Annotated in this window: 14 protein-coding genes and 1 pseudogene; 5 read left to right on the top strand and 10 right to left on the bottom strand. The window is 54.8% G+C overall.

Annotated features, from left to right (window positions below; all coding sequences use genetic code 11):
• The first annotated feature begins 15 nt into the window (after nucleotides 1-15).
• The 3 genes from ACUTQ5_RS16450 (at nucleotide 16) to ACUTQ5_RS16440 (ending at nucleotide 3,955) form a co-directional block, all read left to right on the top strand.
• On the top strand, nucleotides 16-423 hold the full coding sequence (locus ACUTQ5_RS16450) for a VOC family protein (protein WP_445652124.1): 408 nt from the start codon (nucleotides 16-18) through the stop codon (nucleotides 421-423).
• 336 nt (nucleotides 424-759) lie between these two features.
• The gene (locus ACUTQ5_RS16445) at nucleotides 760-2,121 is read left to right on the top strand and encodes an NCS2 family permease (protein ID WP_445652123.1); all 1,362 of its coding nucleotides are present in this window, start codon (nucleotides 760-762) and stop codon (nucleotides 2,119-2,121) included.
• 184 nt (nucleotides 2,122-2,305) lie between these two features.
• Complete coding sequence (locus ACUTQ5_RS16440; RefSeq protein ID WP_062868858.1) at nucleotides 2,306-3,955, top strand: Na+/H+ antiporter; 1,650 nt, start codon at nucleotides 2,306-2,308, stop codon at nucleotides 3,953-3,955.
• 29 nt (nucleotides 3,956-3,984) lie between these two features.
• Here the strand turns inward: ACUTQ5_RS16440 and ACUTQ5_RS16435 are convergent, their stop codons facing one another.
• The gene (locus tag ACUTQ5_RS16435; RefSeq protein WP_445652122.1) at nucleotides 3,985-4,872 is read right to left on the bottom strand and encodes a LysR substrate-binding domain-containing protein; all 888 of its coding nucleotides are present in this window, start codon (nucleotides 4,870-4,872) and stop codon (nucleotides 3,985-3,987) included.
• Nucleotides 4,873-5,007: 135 nt separating this feature from the next.
• On the opposite strand from ACUTQ5_RS16435, the gene ACUTQ5_RS16430 reads away from it, so the two are divergent.
• Together ACUTQ5_RS16430 and ACUTQ5_RS16425 are read left to right on the top strand one after the other, a co-directional pair.
• On the top strand, nucleotides 5,008-5,430 hold the full coding sequence (locus ACUTQ5_RS16430) for a CidA/LrgA family protein (protein ID WP_445652121.1): 423 nt from the start codon (nucleotides 5,008-5,010) through the stop codon (nucleotides 5,428-5,430).
• Nucleotides 5,423-6,109 carry an LrgB family protein gene (locus tag ACUTQ5_RS16425; RefSeq protein ID WP_445652120.1) on the top strand — a complete coding sequence of 229 codons (687 nt, stop codon included), beginning with the start codon at nucleotides 5,423-5,425 and terminating at the stop codon, nucleotides 6,107-6,109. Before ACUTQ5_RS16430 ends, ACUTQ5_RS16425 begins: the two co-directional genes overlap by 8 nt.
• Nucleotides 6,110-6,146: 37 nt before the next feature.
• On the opposite strand, the gene ACUTQ5_RS16420 is transcribed toward ACUTQ5_RS16425, so the two are convergent.
• The 9 genes and pseudogenes from ACUTQ5_RS16420 to ACUTQ5_RS16380 all read right to left on the bottom strand — a co-directional run bounded on the left by ACUTQ5_RS16420 (nucleotide 6,147) and on the right by ACUTQ5_RS16380 (nucleotide 17,376).
• On the bottom strand, nucleotides 6,147-10,091 hold the full coding sequence (locus tag ACUTQ5_RS16420) for an amino acid adenylation domain-containing protein (RefSeq protein WP_445652119.1): 3,945 nt from the start codon (nucleotides 10,089-10,091) through the stop codon (nucleotides 6,147-6,149).
• A 674-nt stretch (nucleotides 10,092-10,765) separates the two neighbouring features.
• Nucleotides 10,766-11,464 carry a CTP synthase C-terminal region-related (seleno)protein gene (locus ACUTQ5_RS16415; RefSeq protein WP_445652118.1) on the bottom strand — a complete coding sequence of 233 codons (699 nt, stop codon included), beginning with the start codon at nucleotides 11,462-11,464 and terminating at the stop codon, nucleotides 10,766-10,768.
• Nucleotides 11,465-11,586: 122 nt separating this feature from the next.
• Nucleotides 11,587-12,507: a kdo(2)-lipid IV(A) palmitoleoyltransferase gene (lpxP, locus tag ACUTQ5_RS16410; RefSeq protein WP_445652117.1), complete on the bottom strand. Its 921-nt coding sequence runs from the start codon at nucleotides 12,505-12,507 to the stop codon at nucleotides 11,587-11,589.
• Between the two features lie 356 nt (nucleotides 12,508-12,863).
• Nucleotides 12,864-13,160, bottom strand: coding sequence for a DNA-binding transcriptional regulator Fis (gene fis / locus ACUTQ5_RS16405; RefSeq protein ID WP_000462905.1), 297 nt, complete (start codon nucleotides 13,158-13,160; stop codon nucleotides 12,864-12,866).
• 21 nt (nucleotides 13,161-13,181) lie between these two features.
• A complete protein-coding gene (dusB, locus tag ACUTQ5_RS16400; protein WP_174354411.1) occupies nucleotides 13,182-14,147 on the bottom strand; it encodes a tRNA dihydrouridine synthase DusB in 966 nt (321 codons plus the stop codon).
• A 341-nt stretch (nucleotides 14,148-14,488) separates the two neighbouring features.
• Nucleotides 14,489-14,690 (bottom strand): annotated as a pseudogene (locus tag ACUTQ5_RS16395) (carbonic anhydrase family protein); the annotation flags it as partial.
• A gap of 114 nt (nucleotides 14,691-14,804) precedes the next feature.
• Nucleotides 14,805-15,686 (bottom strand): 50S ribosomal protein L11 methyltransferase, encoded by an 882-nt coding sequence (gene prmA, locus ACUTQ5_RS16390; RefSeq protein WP_445652116.1) that lies wholly within the window; start codon nucleotides 15,684-15,686, stop codon nucleotides 14,805-14,807.
• A 12-nt stretch (nucleotides 15,687-15,698) separates the two neighbouring features.
• Entirely contained in the window at nucleotides 15,699-17,144 is a 1,446-nt protein-coding gene (gene panF / locus ACUTQ5_RS16385) for a sodium/pantothenate symporter (protein ID WP_445652115.1), read from the bottom strand.
• Nucleotides 17,134-17,376 carry a YhdT family protein gene (locus tag ACUTQ5_RS16380; RefSeq protein ID WP_445652114.1) on the bottom strand — a complete coding sequence of 81 codons (243 nt, stop codon included), beginning with the start codon at nucleotides 17,374-17,376 and terminating at the stop codon, nucleotides 17,134-17,136. Before ACUTQ5_RS16380 ends, panF begins: the two co-directional genes overlap by 11 nt.
• Nucleotides 17,377-17,568: the final 192 nt, after the last annotated feature.

Here is a 17,568-nt window from a genome sequence, read left to right as displayed (position 1 = left end):
CATCGGAGGTAGCCCATGGCTACGCAAATCTTTGTTAACCTGCCGGTGGGCAATCTGCCCGCATCCATGACATTTTTCACCGAACTGGGTTTCAGCTTTAATCCCCGGTTTACCGACGATACCGCCGCTTGCATGGTGGTTAGCGGCAGTATTTATGTGATGTTGCTGACCCACGACAAATTCAAAATGTTCACCCCGAATCCGATTGTAGATGCCAAAAAATCGACCGAGGTTTTGCTGTGTCTGTCGCAGCCCGATCGGGCTGCGGTGGATGCACTGGTGCGCAAGGCGATCGCTGCCGGCGGTAATACCTATAATCAGCCGCAAGATTACGGTTTTATGTACGGTCACGGCTTCCAGGATTTGGACGGTCATATCTGGGAACTGATGTACATGGATGAAAAGGCCGCACAGTCCCAGTGACCCTTTTTTGCCCTCCGATCGGGGGGCTTTCCCATCAGATTTCCCTATGTGACAAATTTCATATTTTCGATAATGATGGGCCCACTACTTTTCTGCATGAATTACCGCGATCTTTGGTTGATCGGAGGGTATGGAAGGCTGGATAATCGTTTGCCTTGAATAAACCACCATAAAGCACCCGCTTCACGCCATGAGAGTTAATCGTTTGCCTTAATAAGCGCCGCCAGTTGGCGACGTGACTGAAAGGCCGAAAAGCAAACGATACCCTACCAAACAGGTGTGGGCGGAATAACAAGCCTTGCAACGGGCTGGCAATGAAACACAGGGGACAGCAACATGTCGAATTCTCAAGCGAACAACGCCGTTAAACCAAAAGGCGGGCTTGATGGTTATTTTAATATTTCTGCGCGTGGCAGCAGCGTGCGGCAGGAAGTGGTGGCAGGGTTAACCACCTTCCTGGCGATGGTTTACTCGGTGATTGTGGTGCCGAGTATGCTGGGCAAGGCGGGTTTCCCGCCAACGGCGGTGTTTGTCGCCACCTGTCTGGTTGCCGGTCTGGGTTCGTTGCTGATGGGGCTGTGGGCTAATTTGCCGATGGCTATCGGCTGCGCGATCTCATTGACCGCCTTTACCGCCTTTAGCCTGGTGCTGGGTCAGCAGATCAGCATTCCGGTGGCGCTGGGGGCGGTATTCCTGATGGGCGTGCTCTTTACCATTATCTCGGTCACAGGTATCCGCGCCTGGATCCTGCGCAATCTGCCGATGGGCGTGGCACACGGCACCGGTATCGGTATTGGTCTGTTCCTGTTGCTGATTGCCGCTAATGGCGTGGGCCTGGTGGTGAAGAACCCGCTGGACGGCCTGCCGGTAGCATTGGGCGCCTTCACCTCATTCCCGGTAGTGATGACACTGCTCGGGCTGGCGGTGATTTTCGGTTTGGAAAAGCTGCGCGTTCCTGGCGGTATCCTGCTGGTGATTATCGCCATTTCGGTGATTGGTCTGGTGTTTGACCCGGCAGTGAAGTATCAGGGACTGTTCGCCATGCCAAGCCTGGCGGACGCTAACGGCAATTCGCTGATTTTCAGTCTGGATATTATGGGGGCCTTGCAGCCGGTAGTCTTGCCGAGCGTCTTGGCGTTGGTGATGACGGCGGTGTTTGACGCTACCGGCACCATTCGCGCGGTGGCCGGCCAGGCCAACCTGCTGGATAAGGACGGGCAGATCATCAACGGCGGCAAGGCGCTGACCTCGGATTCCTTGAGCAGCATTTTCTCCGGCCTGGTGGGCGCGGCCCCGGCGGCGGTCTATATCGAATCCGCAGCGGGCACCGCGGCGGGCGGTAAAACCGGCCTGACCGCAACCGTGGTCGGCCTGCTGTTCCTGCTGATCCTGTTCTTGTCGCCGCTGTCTTATCTGGTGCCGATTTACGCTACTGCACCGGCGCTGATGTACGTCGGCCTGCTGATGTTGAGCAACGTCACCAAGCTGGACTTCAACGACTTTGTCGACGCCATGTCCGGCCTGCTGTGCGCGGTGTTTATCGTGCTGACCTGCAATATCGTCACCGGTATCATGCTGGGCTTCAGCTCGCTGGTGATTGGCCGCATTTGCTCCGGTGAATGGCGCAAACTGAATATCGGCACCGTGCTGATCGCGGTGGCGCTGGTGGCGTTCTATGCCGGCGGTTGGGCGATTTAATCCGCTGTGTTTCCCCCACCCGTTGGGTGGGGGAAAGCCTGACCTTCTTCCCCTTCAGAAAAGTCTTCTTCTTTCTGTGCTGCGTTTTGAAAGGTACAACAAGCTTTAATCGCTGTAAAAAAAGTGATCTACTATCGGGGTATATATCAGAGATGTAGTCTGAACCCGAGAGTCTAAGGAAAGCATGGAAATATTTTTTACAATCCTCATTTTGATCCTGGTGGTTTCCCTGTCCGGGGTGGTGACACGTATGTTGCCGTTCCAGATACCTCTGCCGTTAATGCAAATTGCCATCGGGGCTCTACTGGCCTGGCCGCATTTCGGGCTGCATGTCGACTTTGACCCCGAACTGTTCCTGGTGCTGTTTATCCCGCCGCTGCTGTTTGCCGACGGTTGGAAAACCCCAACGCGCGAATTTCTGCATCACGGCCGTGAAATCCTGGGGCTGGCGCTGGTGCTGGTGTTGCTTACCGTGGTCGGTGTCGGTTACCTGATTTACGCCATGGTACCGGGTATCCCGCTGGTGGCGGCGTTTGCGCTGGCGGCAGTGCTGTCGCCAACGGACGCCGTGGCGCTGGGCGGCATCGTCGGTAAAGGGCGTATTCCGAAACCGATCATGGGTGTGCTGGAAGGCGAGGCGCTGATGAACGATGCGTCCGGCCTGGTTTCGCTCAAGTTCGCCATCGCGGTGGCGATGGGCACCATGGTGTTTACCGTGGGCGGCGCTACCTTGGAGTTCCTGAAGGTCGCTATCGGCGGCCTGCTGGCCGGTGTGGCTGTCACCTGGTGCTACAGCAAATCGCTGCGGATGATGAGCCGCTGGAGCGGCGATGATCCGGCCACGCAGATCGTGTTCCTGCTGCTGTTGCCGTTCGCTTCCTATTTGATTGCCGAACATATCGGCGTCTCCGGCATTCTGGCCGCGGTTGCCGCGGGGATGACCATCAGCCAGTCCGGTGTGATCCGCAATGCGCCACTGGCGATGCGCCTGCGCGCCAACAGCGTCTGGGCGATGCTGGAGTTCGTGTTTAACGGCATGGTGTTCATCATGTTGGGCCTGCAACTACCGGGGATCCTGGAAACCTCAATCCTGCAGGCGGAGCTGGATCCGACCATTCAGACCTGGTACCTGTTCGCCGACGTGGCGATTATCTACGCAGCGTTGTTGTTGCTGCGCTTTACCTGGCTGTGGCTGATGAAAAACGCCAGCCGACGCTTTATGAAAAAACGGCCATTGCAGTTTGGCGATTACAGTACGCGTGAGCTGTGGATAGCGTCGTTCGCTGGGGTGCGCGGGGCAATCACACTGGCCGGCGTGCTGTCGATCCCGCTGCTGTTAAGTGACGGCACCGCCTTCCCGGCGCGCTATCAGTTGGTGTTCATCGCCGCCGGCGTGATCCTGCTTTCACTGATCGTCGGCGTGATGGCATTGCCGTTGCTGCTGCGCGGCGTAGTGGTGGCGGACAAGAGCGCCAGCAAGAGCGAGGAGCGGATGGCGATTGCCATGGCGGCGGAAGTGGCGATCGAAAGCATCAACAAGATGGAAGAACGCCTGGCCGTCGACGTGGAAGAAAACATCGACCCGCAGGTGCTGAAAGAGATCAGTTCACGGGTCGTGGGCACGTTGCGGCGGCGCATCACCACCAAAGACGATATCGAAAATGCGCTGATGCTGGAGAACCTCGAGCGACGCTTCCGCCTGACCGCGCTGCGCGCCGAGCGCGGGGAGCTGTATCACCTGCGCGCAACGCAGAAAATCAGCAACGAGACGCTGCAAAAGCTGTTGCACGATCTCGACCTGCTGGAAGCGCTGCTGATAGAGCGCGAAGGGTAATGCCAACGGGGCCGCAGAAGCGGCCCCAGTTATTTGACCGGCGGCCAGTAGTCGCGGCAGCAGGCGATCCAGGCCTGGGCGCCGTGCGACAGGTAGCTGCCCTGGCGCCAGATTAGCCCCACACGCCATTCCATCCGCGGCTCCAGCGGCAGCCAGATCAGGTTTTCTTTATCCAGCCACTGGCAAACCGGCTCCGGCAGGGTAGCGATGCCGACCCCGGCCTGCACCATCGATGCCAGAAAATCCCATTGCCCGCTGCGTACCGCAATCTGCGGTTCAAAACCGGCCAGGCAGAACGCCTTCATCAGCATTTTGTACAGCGAGAAATCCTCGTTATAAATCAGGATCGGCCAGTTGGCCAATTCGGCGATATCGATGCTGGTGCGGTTAAGCCAGTGCGGCGTACGTGGCGCAACCACGCACATCGGATGGCTCAGCAGCGGCAAGAAAGTCAGCGGTTGATCCAGGTCGACGGGCAATATCGTCATCGCCAGATCCAGTTCGCCGGACATCACCGCCTGCTCGACCGACAACCCGCCCAGCTCGGAAATTTTCAGTTCGATACCAGGGTAGGTGTGGCGGAACTGTTGGATCAAATCGGCAATCTGCCGGCCGACCATCGGCGGGATACCCAGCCGCAACACGCCTTTTTTCACCGAACTGATGTCTTCCAGTTCGGCCTCCAGTTGGCGGAACTCATCCAGGATCGCCAACCCACGCTGGTACACTGCCTGGCCGCTGTCGGTCAGGTGCAGCTTGCGTCCTTCGCGGATCAGCAGCGTACACTCCAACTCTTCTTCCAGATGCCGCAGCATCTTGCTGATGGTCGGCTGGGTGACGAACAGTTTCTCCGCCGCGCGGGTGAAGCTTTGCTGGCGCACGACTTCCACGAAGTAACGTAGGGTGCGGACATCCACGTTGGGCTCTCCTCAGGGCAATACCGGCGGGAAACTATTCCCTGATGGCATGATATTGATGATTTTAATTCATTTCAGGCAAGGTTTCCTGGCCGCGTATACTGCAAACCTTGAATTTTTTTGAGGTTATCTTCCATGTCATTGGCGTTACGCCGCGCAGCCCCCTCTCTGTTGACCCGCCTGCAGGTGCCAGTTCAGGTTGTTTTGTACGCGATGCTGTTTCTGATTGCCGACCGGTTGGTAAAGCAATTTCATCTGCCGCTGCCCGCCAACATTGTCGGCATGCTGATGCTGCTGGCGCTGATCCTGCTGAGGATTTTACCGTTGAGCTGGGTCAGGGCCGGTTCACGCTGGCTGCTGGCAGAGATGTTGCTGTTTTTCGTCCCGGCGGTAGTGGCGGTGGTCAACTATGCCCAGTTGCTGATGGTAGAGGGCTGGAAAATTTTCCTGGTGATTGCGATTAGCACCACGCTGACGTTGGGCGCGACGGGGCTGGTGGTCGACCGGGTCTATCGACTTGAAGTCTGGTTACAACAGCGAAAACAGCGCGATGAATGATTTTATCCTGAGCATCGTCTGCTTTGTGGCGACGTTGGCGCTGTATTTTGCCAATAAAAAACTCTACCGCCGCCGCCGCACCTTGCTGTTGATGCCATTGGTACTGACGCCAATGATCCTGGTGCTGTTGCTGGTGGTGACGCATATCTCGTATCAGGATTACATCGGTGAAACGCACTGGCTGCTGTGGTTGCTGGGGCCGGCGACTATCGCGTTTGCAGTGCCGGTCTATGAAAACCTGCATATTATCCGCCGCCACTGGCTGTCGCTCACTGCCGGGGTGTTGACGGCGGTGCTGGTGGCGGTCTACAGCTCGGTGTGGCTGGCGCGGCTGCTAACGCTCCCTGAAGAGGTACAGCGCAGCCTGGCGGTGCGTTCCATCACCACGCCGTTTGCGCTGGAGGCCGCCAAACAGATGGGCGGTCAGCCGGATTTAGTGGCGTTGTTCGTGGTGATTACCGGGGTCTTCGGCATGGCGGTGGGGGACATTCTGTTCCTGCGGCTGGCGGTGCGCAGCAGCCTGGCCAAGGGCGCCGGGCTGGGGGCGTCGTCGCACGGTGCCGGCACGGCGAAAGCCTATGAGATGGGGCAGGAAGAAGGTGTGGTTTCCAGCCTGGTGATGATGCTGGCGGGGATTATCACGGTGATTGCCGCGCCGCTGATAGGGCAACTGATGTAGTAAGCCTGCGGCAACGAGTGCCGCAGGCAGGGTAAACTCAACGGATCCCGCTCGAAATGGCCGGCGTTCTTGATGATGCGCGTAACACATGTCCGATTTCATCATGACTGAAAATAATCGAGTGATGGTTACAGGTCAAAGACTGGATATGCAAATGACGGCAAATCGATGACAGTCCGTTGTCGGCAATTGCCAGCAGTTCTTGCCCATCCCCTTGTTCGGTCATACTCAAATTCACATCCTCCGTGGCTTTAAATAGCGTGACCTGCGAGTGCAGTAACGGCCCGCTGAGAGTTTCCTTGTTCAGGGATAACTCAGTCGGCTCCGCCCGTAACGCCCTGTCGGCGGCTTCACCTTCTATGCCCAACATCACCAGCATGGCTGCCAGCAGGCCAGGCTCGCTGCGGATTTGGAAGTCCGTTTGATAAAAGGTGTCCAGCAAGAAGACCTGGATGTCACGAACCCCTCTGTTTTCAAGCTGTGCCGCCATTTCAAGGGCAATCAAACCCCCGAGCGACCAACCCAACAGGCGCACTGGGCGGGCAGGCGACAGCTTCATATGGTCGAGATAATGTGACGCCAACTCGCGTAATGACGTGATGTGCGGGTGGATAAACAGGTTGTAATTGTTAATGCCAAGAACGTTAAAGTCCCCCTCCAGTGAACTGGCCAGATCGTGATAAATTTCGCAACCGGTGACTGCAGGGTGAACCATCCAGATATCATCGGCAGCCACGGTTCGGTTTAGGCGCAGTATCTGCTTAAAGGTAAAGTTGGTGTGATTGAGACGGGCCAATAACTGCTGCAGTGGCGCAGCCACTGGCGGGGCAGCGGCGTCAGGTCCCTTTTCGGCGGCCAGCGCACAGGCCTGGGCGCGCAACGTGGGGTGAGCAAACAAGGTTTTTATCACCACCGGATAACCACGGCGCTTCAGTTTGACCAACAGTTGGATGGCATGCAGCGAATGTCCACCGAGTTCAAAGAAATCATCATCCAGACCAATCTGCGTGACACCGAGCAATTCGCTCCACAAGCCCGCAAGCAACTGCTCCTGCGCCGTTTGCGGTACTTGATGCTGTCGCGAAACCTGCGTAGCCGGTGCGGGGGCAGGCAAAGCCTTGCGGTCCAGTTTGCCGTTGGGGGAAAGTGGCAAAGCCTTCAGCCTGATAAAGCTGGAAGGCACCATAAAATCCGGCAAATGCCGTTGTAGTTGACCACGCCACTGCGCTGAACCTATGTTCTCGTCTGGCGCCACCACATAGGCCACCAGACGTTTTCCGCCGTGTTCATCTTCTCTTGCCAGTATTGCGGCATCTTCGACCCCTTCACACTGTCGTAGCTGTTGCTCTATTTCACCCAGCTCAATGCGTACCCCATGGATCTTGACCTGGAAATCATTTCTCCCCAGATATTCGATGTTGCCATCCGGCAGCCAGCGGGCGAGATCGCCGGTTTTATACAAACGGGCCTGGGGATCGTGACTGAATGGGTCAGCAATAAAGCGCTCGGCGTTTAACTCGGGACGATTCAGATAGCCACGAGCGACCTGAATACCGCCAATATGCAGCTCGCCGGCAATACCGGGCGGTAGCGGCTGTAACCGAGAGTCCAAAATATGGAGCTGCGTATTGGCGATTGGCTTGCCGATCGGCACCAGCGCTCGCTCATCGTCTGGCATGCATTGCCAACTGGAGACATCCACTGCCGCTTCTGTCGGGCCATAAAGATTGTGTAGCTCTGCATGTGGCAACTGCTGCAAACAACGCTGTACCGTGGCCAAAGGCAAGGCTTCACCGCTGCATATTATGCGGCGTAAGGGGGCGCACTGTGCCATTTCGCCATGGCGTAAAAATAATTGCAGCATCGAGGGGACAAAATGCAGTGTGGTGACCTGGTGCTGAGCAATGCAGGCACCAAGGTAATCGGGATCTTGATGGCCGCCAGGTTTGGCAATCGCCAGACGGGCACCCACCATCAATGGCCAAAAGAATTCCCAGACCGAAACATCGAAGCTGAACGGGGTTTTTTGCAGCACCACGTCGTCGTGCGTCAGAGGATAGGCTTGTTGCATCCAGAGCAGACGGTTGATGACACCCCGATGTTCATTCATCACCCCTTTGGGTTTCCCCGTTGAGCCGGAGGTGTAAATCACATAGGCCAGACTGCGCTGCGGGTCGTCAGCCAGCGGCGCAAGATTACTCTTGGGTTCCTGTTGCCACAGATGACTATCGTGCTGCAGGTGCAGACGCGGAATAACGATGTCACGGATTGAATGCAATGCCTGCTCTCCGGCTTCGTCGATCAACACGTATTTCGCGCCGCAGTCCTGCAACATATGTCGTAAACGATCTTGCGGATAGTCGGGGTCGATCGGCACATAGGCCGCGCCTGATTTCAAAATAGCATACAGGGCCATCACCATTTCCGGGCTGCGGTTGACGCAAACCGCGATGCGATCATCAGGCTGTATTCCTTGCTGGCGTAGAAAACCGGCAAATTGGTTAGCCTGCTGGTTCAATTGCAAATAACTTGTCTGCTGCTGCTCATAGCAAAGTGCTGGGGCGTTCGGCGTACGCAATACCTGTTGTTCTAAAAATTGGTGAATGCCCTGCGGCATGACCCAAGATTGTTGCGTGTTATTCCATTCGTGGAAAATATGTTGATGCTCAGCGGGAAGCAACAGCGGCAGTTGCTCCAGTGGTAAATTGGCATCGCCTTCCAACAGATTATCGAGCATTTGCACGATGCGGCTGGCAATGCGCTCACCGTCCTGGTGGCTAAACCAGGCCTGGTTGAGGTTGAACTCCAGCACCGGATCATCGCCCGGATGGTAGTGACGCAGGTAAATGCCTAATGGCAGTTGCTCATAGCCATGGTGCATGTTCTCGACCTTGAATTGGCTTCCTTCCAGTTCAATATCGGTTGGGAAAACCTCCAGAGAAAAACTGATATCAAAAAGCTGGCGTCGCCCTTGTTGATGCAGATTCAGTTGGCGGTTGAGGTCGGCGATGGGGAAGCGCTGGTGGCGATAGCATTTGCGCAGTTCACTGCCCACTTGTTGCAGCAGGTGGGCAAAGGGTTGCTGTAAGTCGACGTTAATATTGAGCGGGATCATGGAGGAGAACATACCCAGCGTCTGCTTATGATCGCTGGTGCTGCGGTTATGCACCGGGACACCCAAGGTGACGCTGTCCACCTGCCAAATCCGTGCGAACCAACTGGCCAGCAGTGCCACCATAAAGTGCATTGCTGAACCGCCGTGATGAGCCGCATATTGCTCTAATCGCAGGAAACGTTGTTGTGGTAAGCGCTTGATGATTTGGGTGCTGGGATAGGTTTGTTGCTCGGTGTAATTTTGTCGCCGTTCTAAAACTGAGGGGGGCGCTGCTGCGAAACGTTCGAGCCACCAGTCGCGGTCGCGCTGATAGCGGGACGATTGAAGATAGGCCTGGTCGTTGGCCACGAAATCACGGTAGCGTGAGTTGCTGGCATCACCTTTTTCTCCCATTTTTAATTGCTTATAGCGATCCATGATCATGCGACTTAATAACGAGATCGAGGTGCCATCCGCAATCAGGTGGTGGGAGGCCAATAGCCATAACGTCGTGGAGTCATCGATCTTGGCTAAATGGCAACGCCAGAGCAGATCTTCATACAGTTGATATGGCTGGATAAACATTTCACGCAGGTGGTTATGCGCCTGGCTGGCGGCATCTTCCCGCTGTGAAAAATCGTGGTAGTGAAGCTCAATGGATTTTTGAGGTAGCGACCGCTGTGTAACGCCTTGCGGCGTTTCCTGTAGGGCGGTCTGCAATGCATCGTGCTGTTGCTGTACGTAGTGGATGGCTTGTTTAAACAGAGGGAATGAGATTTCCCGTTCTACACGCCATAAGCATCCGACATTATAAAGTGGAATATCAGGGTTTAAGCTTTGATCAAGCCATACGGCCTGTTGTACCGTCGTGAGAGAATAAGCAGACACGGAAACACCTCCATAAATATATGAAAGAATCGACTTAAATAAATGAGCAGTCGGTAAGTACTCGAACATTATAAAAGGTGATGGTGAATTAGCCCAATTTAACATTAACTATTTTTAACGATCTGATGTAATTATATTTATTTAATTCATTTTGTTTTTAATGTTTTGCTTGGTATGTTTTTTTAAATGTCATTAATCAGGAGATGAAAAATAGGATTTCGTGGTTTGGAATGCGACATTCATCACCTTCCGGAAAGCCCTTTCCGTTAAGGTTTTTTGGCTTTTAATTGTTTTTTTTCAATGTGTTGATTTTTATTTTTTTGCGGTTTTTTACTGTGATGGTATGGGTGCCTATCTCGGTCTTGGTAGCTGAATTTCACGTCAATGGTCCATCTTCAAACCTGCCGAAAGGTAATTGGCTGTCGGAAACACAACGCTAATCTACAGTGGCCCTAATGATATATTATTTGGGAATAAATAATAATTTTTTCCAATAATTTTATTTTTGAGTTTACTTATCACGGATGGTTGTTTTGAGTGTGACGATAGGGTGACATTTAAATTAAATTGGAATGAATTCTTTGTGCCTATAATAAGTCAATTCGCTGCGCTCGGGGATAAAGCTATTATTAATAATAGGGCCATGTCGGTATGGCCCTTATCATCCGCCTCTGTCAGATACTTGCGGCGGTCTTGATCAGTTCCACCAACAACGGGGAAAGCTCGTTACGTAATGCCGCCCGTTCAGACTGGAACAGCGTGGCGGCGTAAAAACTGTGCCCTGGCAACTCGACCGAACGCACGTCACCTTCGCTGTCGTGGCCGCTGATAATCAGCGGATGCTGCTGTAGGTCGGCGACAAATTCCGGGTTAACGCCGAAGTTGCAGTGGTAACCTTCGTGCGTTTCCAGCTTGCCGTAGGCTCGTGCGGTCAGCGTATTGGGTTGGAAAAGAATGGTGCCGCTTTTTTCGACCAGCGAACAGCTCAGTGGAGCAATCACCAGCCTGCCGCCAAGGTCGGTTTCCGCATGTCCAGCATCATGCCATCCCATGACGTTGCGGGCGTATTCCACAATCGCATACTGGAAGCCACCGCAGGAGCCGAGGAAAGGGATATTCTGCTCCCGGGCATGGCGGATGGCCATAAAGGCACCGTCGTCATGATTATAGGGGCTGCCGGGTACCACCCAGATCGCATCATAGTCTTGCAGTACCGAAGTGGTGGTAATGGTTTCTGTGGGCAGCCAGTGGGATTGGATATCGACATTAAGGTGGCTGGCGGTAAGCTGGAGAGCAATAGGGATGGCCTGGTGGGAAATGGCTTCGGGTTTGTAGTCACCGACCAGAGCAATGCGGACTTGAGATTTCATCATTTCCTTTTCCTGTGCGGGTAAAAAAGGATATTACAGTAAAGCCGATCGTCAATCCGCAGTTTTATAAGTAGGGCGCACGAAAAAGCCCGGCGTTGGCCGGGCTTGGAAAATCAGGTGTTGGCTCAATACAGCGAGGGGGTACCGGCCGGTCGGGTTTTGAAGCGACGATGCAGCCACATATACTGCTCAGGGGCGCGCATGATCTCTTTTTCCACCACTTTATTCATGTAAGCCGCGGCGGCGACTTCGTCGCCGATGGGGTAATTTTCCAGTGCCGGTTGGATCAGCAGATCATAACCCCGACCTTTCTCGCGACGAATCAGAACCACCGGTACCAGCGCCGGTTTGGCCATGCGTGCCAGCATATAGGTCCCACTGGTGGTGGCGGCCTGATCGACGGCGAACAACGGAGCGAATACGCTGCCGCGTGGGCCGTAGTCTTGATCCGGAGCGAACCATACGGCTTCGCCGCGCTTAAGAGCCTGAACCATACCGCGCAGGTCTTTGCGATCGAGCATCGCCTTGTTGGAACGCATGCGGCCTTTAGTTTGCGCCCATTCCATCGCTTTGTTGTTGTGCGGGCGGTACATCGCCATCATCGGCTGGCACAGCCCCATGGCACGGCCACCCAACTCCAGAGACATAAAATGCACGCCAATCACCAGCACACCGCGTTGGTTTTGCTGTGCCGCTTTCAGATGATTGATACCGGAAACGTTGAACCAGCGCTTAACGCGTTTATCTGACCAGAACCAGGCCATGCCGGTTTCCAGCAGGCCCATGCCGAGGGATTCGAAGTTACCTGTCACTTTGCGCTCGCGCTGCGCCACGTCCATGTCTGGGAAACAGAGTTCCAGGTTACGGCGAGTAATGGAAACCCGGCGTTTCAGGAAGTGCATCGAGGTGCGGCCCATCCATATACCGAGCTTGTGCAGCAGCGGGTAGGGGAGTTGAACCAGTAAGAACAGACAGCCCAGCCCGAACCAGGTAAACCAGTAGCGAGGATGTAGCAGGGCCATTTTGAATTTTTGCGGACGCTTCATATGAACTCATTTATGCATTAAAAGGGGCAGCAATCTGTAACGCACAAGGATCCACTCAATTGCGTTACGACCATTCAGACACCCAGACATCACTATCGTTTAGCCAGATTCCATAATTGACCAAATCTTTACACTCGAAGGGCGGTTCGTGCTGCTATCAGGCTTCGGAGGGATGGCTGCAGGCCCGCGAAGGCGGCTCCAGGAATGTATATTGTAACACACAATACGGCCTGATAAGGAGGATTGGCATGCGAATATTCTCATTCGCATTGGGCTGCTTTTGATAAAACACCAGAGAAGAAAAAGGCGCCGCCTCTTGCGAGGTTGCGCCTTTTCAACATGCCAACTGACTAGTATCAGTTCATGCCGTATTTTTTCAATTTCTTACGCAGCGTACCGCGGTTGATGCCCATCATCAGGGCTGCACGGGTCTGGTTGCCACGGGTGTATTGCATCACCATGTCCAACAGTGGCTGTTCAACTTCAGCCAATACCAGCTCATACAGATCGTTAACGTCTTGACCATTCAGTTGAGCAAAATAGTTCTTCAGTGCTTGTTTCACCGAGTCACGCAGAGGCTTTTGAGTCACTTGGTCCTGTGAGTTCACGGTAGAAACGGTCAGTACGTCAGAATTTACGCGTTGTTCGAACATAGTTCTGTCAGCTCTTTTTTGTTACGCAAGATTTTCGAAATATGCCTCCAACGCCTCCAGCTGTTCGCTGGCATCCTCTATGGCGTTGAATGTGCGCCGAAACTGGTCATTCGGGGCGTGCTCCTGGAGATACCAGGATACGTGCTTACGAGCAATCCGGAATCCCTTGCCTTGGCCGTAAAAGCCGTGCAATTCCCGAATATGCCCTATCAACAAACGCTTAACCTCGCCAAGTGGCGGAGGGGGCAGCAGTTCCCCAGTGTCCAGATAATGCTGGATTTCCCGGAAGATCCAGGGTCTCCCCTGAGCAGCGCGGCCTATCATCAGGGCATCAGCCCCAGTGTAGTCGAGCACTGCTCTGGCTTTATGCGGGTCAGTAATGTCGCCATTCGCGATAATCGGAATGGAAACACTCTGCTTAACTGCCCGAATGCTGTCGTACTCCGCGTCGCCGTTGAACAGGCAGGCACGGGTTCGGCCATGAATAGTCAGGGCCTGTATACCACAGTCTTCGGCCAGTTGGGCAATCTCTACACAGTTACGGTGTTCGGGTTCCCAGCCGGTACGGATCTTAAGTGTTACCGGCACATCCACAGCGTTAACTACCGCGTGGAGGATCTGTTTAACCAGATCCGGGTACTGCAGCAAGGCAGATCCTGCAAGCTTCCGGTTCACTTTCTTGGCCGGGCACCCCATATTGATGTCGATGATCTGTGCACCACTGGCCACGTTAATACGTGCCGCGGCGGCCATGTCATCCGGATCGCATCCGGCAATCTGCACGGAACGGATCCCTGGTTCATCGCTATGGACCATACGCAGACGCGACTTATCCGTCCGCCACACCTCCGGATTGGAGGAGAGCATTTCGGATACAGCCATTCCAGCACCCATTGCATGACATAGGGCTCTAAATGGGCGATCTGTAATGCCGGCCATCGGGGCCGCAATCAAGCAATTTGTAAGCTGGTGGTGTCCAATGCGCATAGACAAAGAGTAACCATACTGTGTCCGCAAGGGCGCGTATATTACGCATTTTTGCGTTGAGATGAAAGGCCAAACTTTGACCAATCAGGCGCTATTCGGCAATAAAAATGCACCTCGTCAGGATCTATAAAAATATTATATATATTTAACAATGAGTTGAAGAGAAATGGTCGATTAGTGCTCGATAAAATATTCCCAACACGACAGAATTTTATCTGTAATGAGTCTCGATTCAGCTGGATATCGGCAGCAATATAGGCCATTTGTCAGGGTATTGCGTTGAGAAGGGGCACAATTACGCTGAAATCACAGGGGAAATATTTCGGCTGGAAATGGATTTATTAGTCGATGATAACGCGGCCGTTCAGCGCCTGTAGCGGACGATTGTTTGCATGATGAACTACGGTGGAATTGGGCGATCTGCTCGGCAGAAGCGGTGACAAACTTATCCAGCACCATCCAGCTTAACCTTTCGGAGCAAGGGGGCGTAGTCAGCAAGGCGGTTTGATCGACGGCGGTCGGCATCTGCCGCCAGGCCTGCGCTTGCAGCAGAATACACTCGCTTTTTATCAGGATAAATCAGTAGAATCACGGCGCGAAAAAAAACCACCGCAACTTGTTAAGTTATCGGTGGTTTTTAGCAAGACAAATAGGGAATTATTTACGTTGACCGGTAATTCGGCACCATTCCTCGCGTTCGGCTACCGGGTCGAGCGTGAATTTATCTTCATAGGCTTGCGCCACGCTCGCTGCTTGGGTGGCCAGCACTCCGGACAGGCCCAGATAACCGCCGGATTTTGGCAGGCAGCCGATCAGCGGGGCCAGCTCACGCAATGGACCGGCCAGAATATTGGCGACGACCACGTCGGCCAGCAGATCGGCAGGTTGGTCTTTTGGCAGATAAAGCTCCAGACGCTCTGAAACGCCGTTACGCTGCGCGTTGTCGCGACTGGCCTGAATGGCCTGGGGATCGATATCAATGCCGATAGCGCGCGCTGCACCGAGCTTCAGGGCGGCAATCGCCAGGATGCCGGAACCGCAACCGAAGTCGATAATGGTCTTACCGGCCAGATCCAGGCCATCGAGCCACTGCAGACACAGCGCCGTCGTTGGGTGGGTGCCGGTACCAAACGCCAGACCTGGGTCGAGCATCACGTTAACCGCATCCGGCTCGGGCACGTCACGCCAGCTTGGGCAGATCCACAGACGTTCGCCGAAACGCATTGGGTGGAAGTTGTCCATCCACTCGCGCTCCCAGTCTTTGTCTTCCAACTGTTCGATTTTGTGGCGGAAACCAACGCCCAGCAGCGGATGCTGTTCCAGCATTGCCACCACTTCTACCATATCGGTTTCAGCATCATACAGCCCGATCACATCGGTATCGCCCCACAGCAGGGTTTCGCCCGGCAGCGGTTCGAACACCGGATTGTCGTGGGTGTCCTGAAAGGTCACCGATACTGCGCCGCTTTCAACCAGCGCGTCGCTCAGGTCTTCTGCCTGGCTGCCGGTGGTGTTTAGTTTGAGTTGGATCCAAGGCATAACAATTCTCTTTTAAGAGGGTAATGATGACGCCGTCCGGCGTTTTTCGCCGACGAGGTTACCGATATAAAACGCCAGCAGGCTAAGCAGCAACGAAGGCACAATAGGGTGCAACCCTGCCAGTTGCAGCTTGAAGCTGGCCAATAGCGTATAGCATACCGCACCCGTCACCATTGAGCTAAGTGCTCCCTGTGCGTTGGCGCGTTCCCAGTACAGGCCCAGCACCAGTGGCCACAGGAATACCGCCTCCAGACCGCCGAACGCCAGCAGGTTCAGCCAGATGATCATTTCCGGTGGTCGCCATGCCGCCAGCAGCACCAAAAGCCCGAGGATTAACGTGGTCAGGCTGGAGAAGCGTTTAATCAGGCGTTCGTTCTGCATTTGCTGCGGGCGTACGCCAAGGTAGAGATCTTTAATAATAGTGGCGGAAGATTGCAGCAGTTGGGCATTAATGGTCGACATGATGGCCGCCATCGGTGCGGCCAGGAAGATGCCGGCGGCATACGGTGGCAGCACGGTGATCATCAGCGTTGGGATCACCTGATCGGGGATCTTCAGATCCGGCAACACCGCGCGGCCCAGAGCACCGGCCAGGTGCATACCGAACATCAACACCGCTACTACCATGGTGCCGAGGATGATGCCGCGGTGTACTGCCTTACTGTCTTTGTAAGAGATGCAGCGAACCGCAGTATGCGGCAGGCCAATCACGCCAAAGCACACCAGGATCCAGAATGAGGCCATAAACGGCAGGCTGAGGATCTGCTCACCCCCCTGCGGCGACACCAGCGCCGGGTCAATCTGCTGGAGTTTGTCCACTGCGCTGTGCAGACCACCGGCGGCGTGGATCACCGCCACCAGCAACAGCACGGTGCCGATCAACATCACCAGGCCCTGCATGGCATCGTTCAGCACGCTGGCACGAAAGCCGCCAAAGGCGGTATACAGCGCGATGCTGATGCCAAAGATCAGCAGGCCGGTGTCGTAAGGGATGCCGGCAGCGGTTTCCAGCAGGCGCGCGCCGCCGATAAACTGCACCGTCATGGCCCCCAGGAACGCCACCAACAAACTGAGACTGGCCAACCAGACCAGCAGACGGCTTTGATAGCGGCCGTACAGCATGTCGTTTAAGGTGATGGCGTTGTAGCGGCGCGCCAGAATGGCGAATTTCTTGCCCAGCACCCCGAGCGACAACCATACCGCCGGCAGTTGGATCATCGCCAGCAGTACCCAGCCAAGGCCATATTTATAGGCCGCACCGGGGCCACCGATAAACGAACTGGCACTGATATAGGTCGCGGTCAGCGTCATGGCCAGCACGAAGCCACCCATCGATCGGCTGCCCAGGAAGTACTCGCTAAGAAAGTTGCCGGTCTGACGGCGGCTGTAAGCGTAGACCGACAGCCCGAATACCAGTACCAGATAGGCGACCAGCGGCAAAATGACTTCAGTTTGCATCGCCGTCCTCCAGTGAAATATCACGGAATATGCCGCGTACCATCAGCCAGCACAGGCCGATAAACAGCAGTGGCACCAATAAACAGGCCATTTCGAACCAGTGCGGCAGGCCGGTAATACCGGATGCGCTGTCTGGTAGATAGGCCGCCAACGACCAGGCCAGCAAGTAGAGCAGCGTCAGGCCGAGTGCCCACCGTGCTTCGCGGTGGGCTTGAATAAAACGAGTTTCCATCAGTGTCCCCAATATATCCGTCATGCTTCAAGCTGCCTCAGCGTTGGCTTTCCTCGTTCACCCCAGTCACTTACCTGAGTAAGCTCCTGGGGATTCACTGCGTTGCCGCCTTGATGCAACTCGAATTATTTTGGCTATACCCTATACCAATGGCCGAGAATTTTACGGCAAGGCATCGGTTTGCCAAGTCGT

This window comes from Serratia sp. NA_112.1 (assembly GCF_052691715.1).
This window is presented reverse-complemented; position numbering and strand designations above follow the sequence as displayed.

Bases quoted from the DNA above. Each gene is read 5' to 3' on its own strand.
- ACUTQ5_RS16450 (WP_445652124.1), top strand. From the start codon at position 16: ATGGCTACGCAAATCTTTGTTAACCTGCCGGTGGGCAATCTGCCCGCA.
- ACUTQ5_RS16445 (WP_445652123.1), top strand. From the start codon at position 760: ATGTCGAATTCTCAAGCGAACAACGCCGTTAAACCAAAAGGCGGGCTT.
- ACUTQ5_RS16440 (WP_062868858.1), top strand. From the start codon at position 2,306: ATGGAAATATTTTTTACAATCCTCATTTTGATCCTGGTGGTTTCCCTG.
- ACUTQ5_RS16430 (WP_445652121.1), top strand. From the start codon at position 5,008: ATGTCATTGGCGTTACGCCGCGCAGCCCCCTCTCTGTTGACCCGCCTG.
- ACUTQ5_RS16425 (WP_445652120.1), top strand. From the start codon at position 5,423: ATGAATGATTTTATCCTGAGCATCGTCTGCTTTGTGGCGACGTTGGCG.
- ACUTQ5_RS16415 (WP_445652118.1), bottom strand. From the start codon at position 11,464: ATGATGAAATCTCAAGTCCGCATTGCTCTGGTCGGTGACTACAAACCC.
- lpxP (WP_445652117.1), bottom strand. From the start codon at position 12,507: ATGAAGCGTCCGCAAAAATTCAAAATGGCCCTGCTACATCCTCGCTAC.
- fis (WP_000462905.1), bottom strand. From the start codon at position 13,160: ATGTTCGAACAACGCGTAAATTCTGACGTACTGACCGTTTCTACCGTG.
- dusB (WP_174354411.1), bottom strand. From the start codon at position 14,147: ATGCGCATTGGACACCACCAGCTTACAAATTGCTTGATTGCGGCCCCG.
- prmA (WP_445652116.1), bottom strand. From the start codon at position 15,686: ATGCCTTGGATCCAACTCAAACTAAACACCACCGGCAGCCAGGCAGAA.
- panF (WP_445652115.1), bottom strand. From the start codon at position 17,144: ATGCAAACTGAAGTCATTTTGCCGCTGGTCGCCTATCTGGTACTGGTA.
- ACUTQ5_RS16380 (WP_445652114.1), bottom strand. From the start codon at position 17,376: ATGGAAACTCGTTTTATTCAAGCCCACCGCGAAGCACGGTGGGCACTC.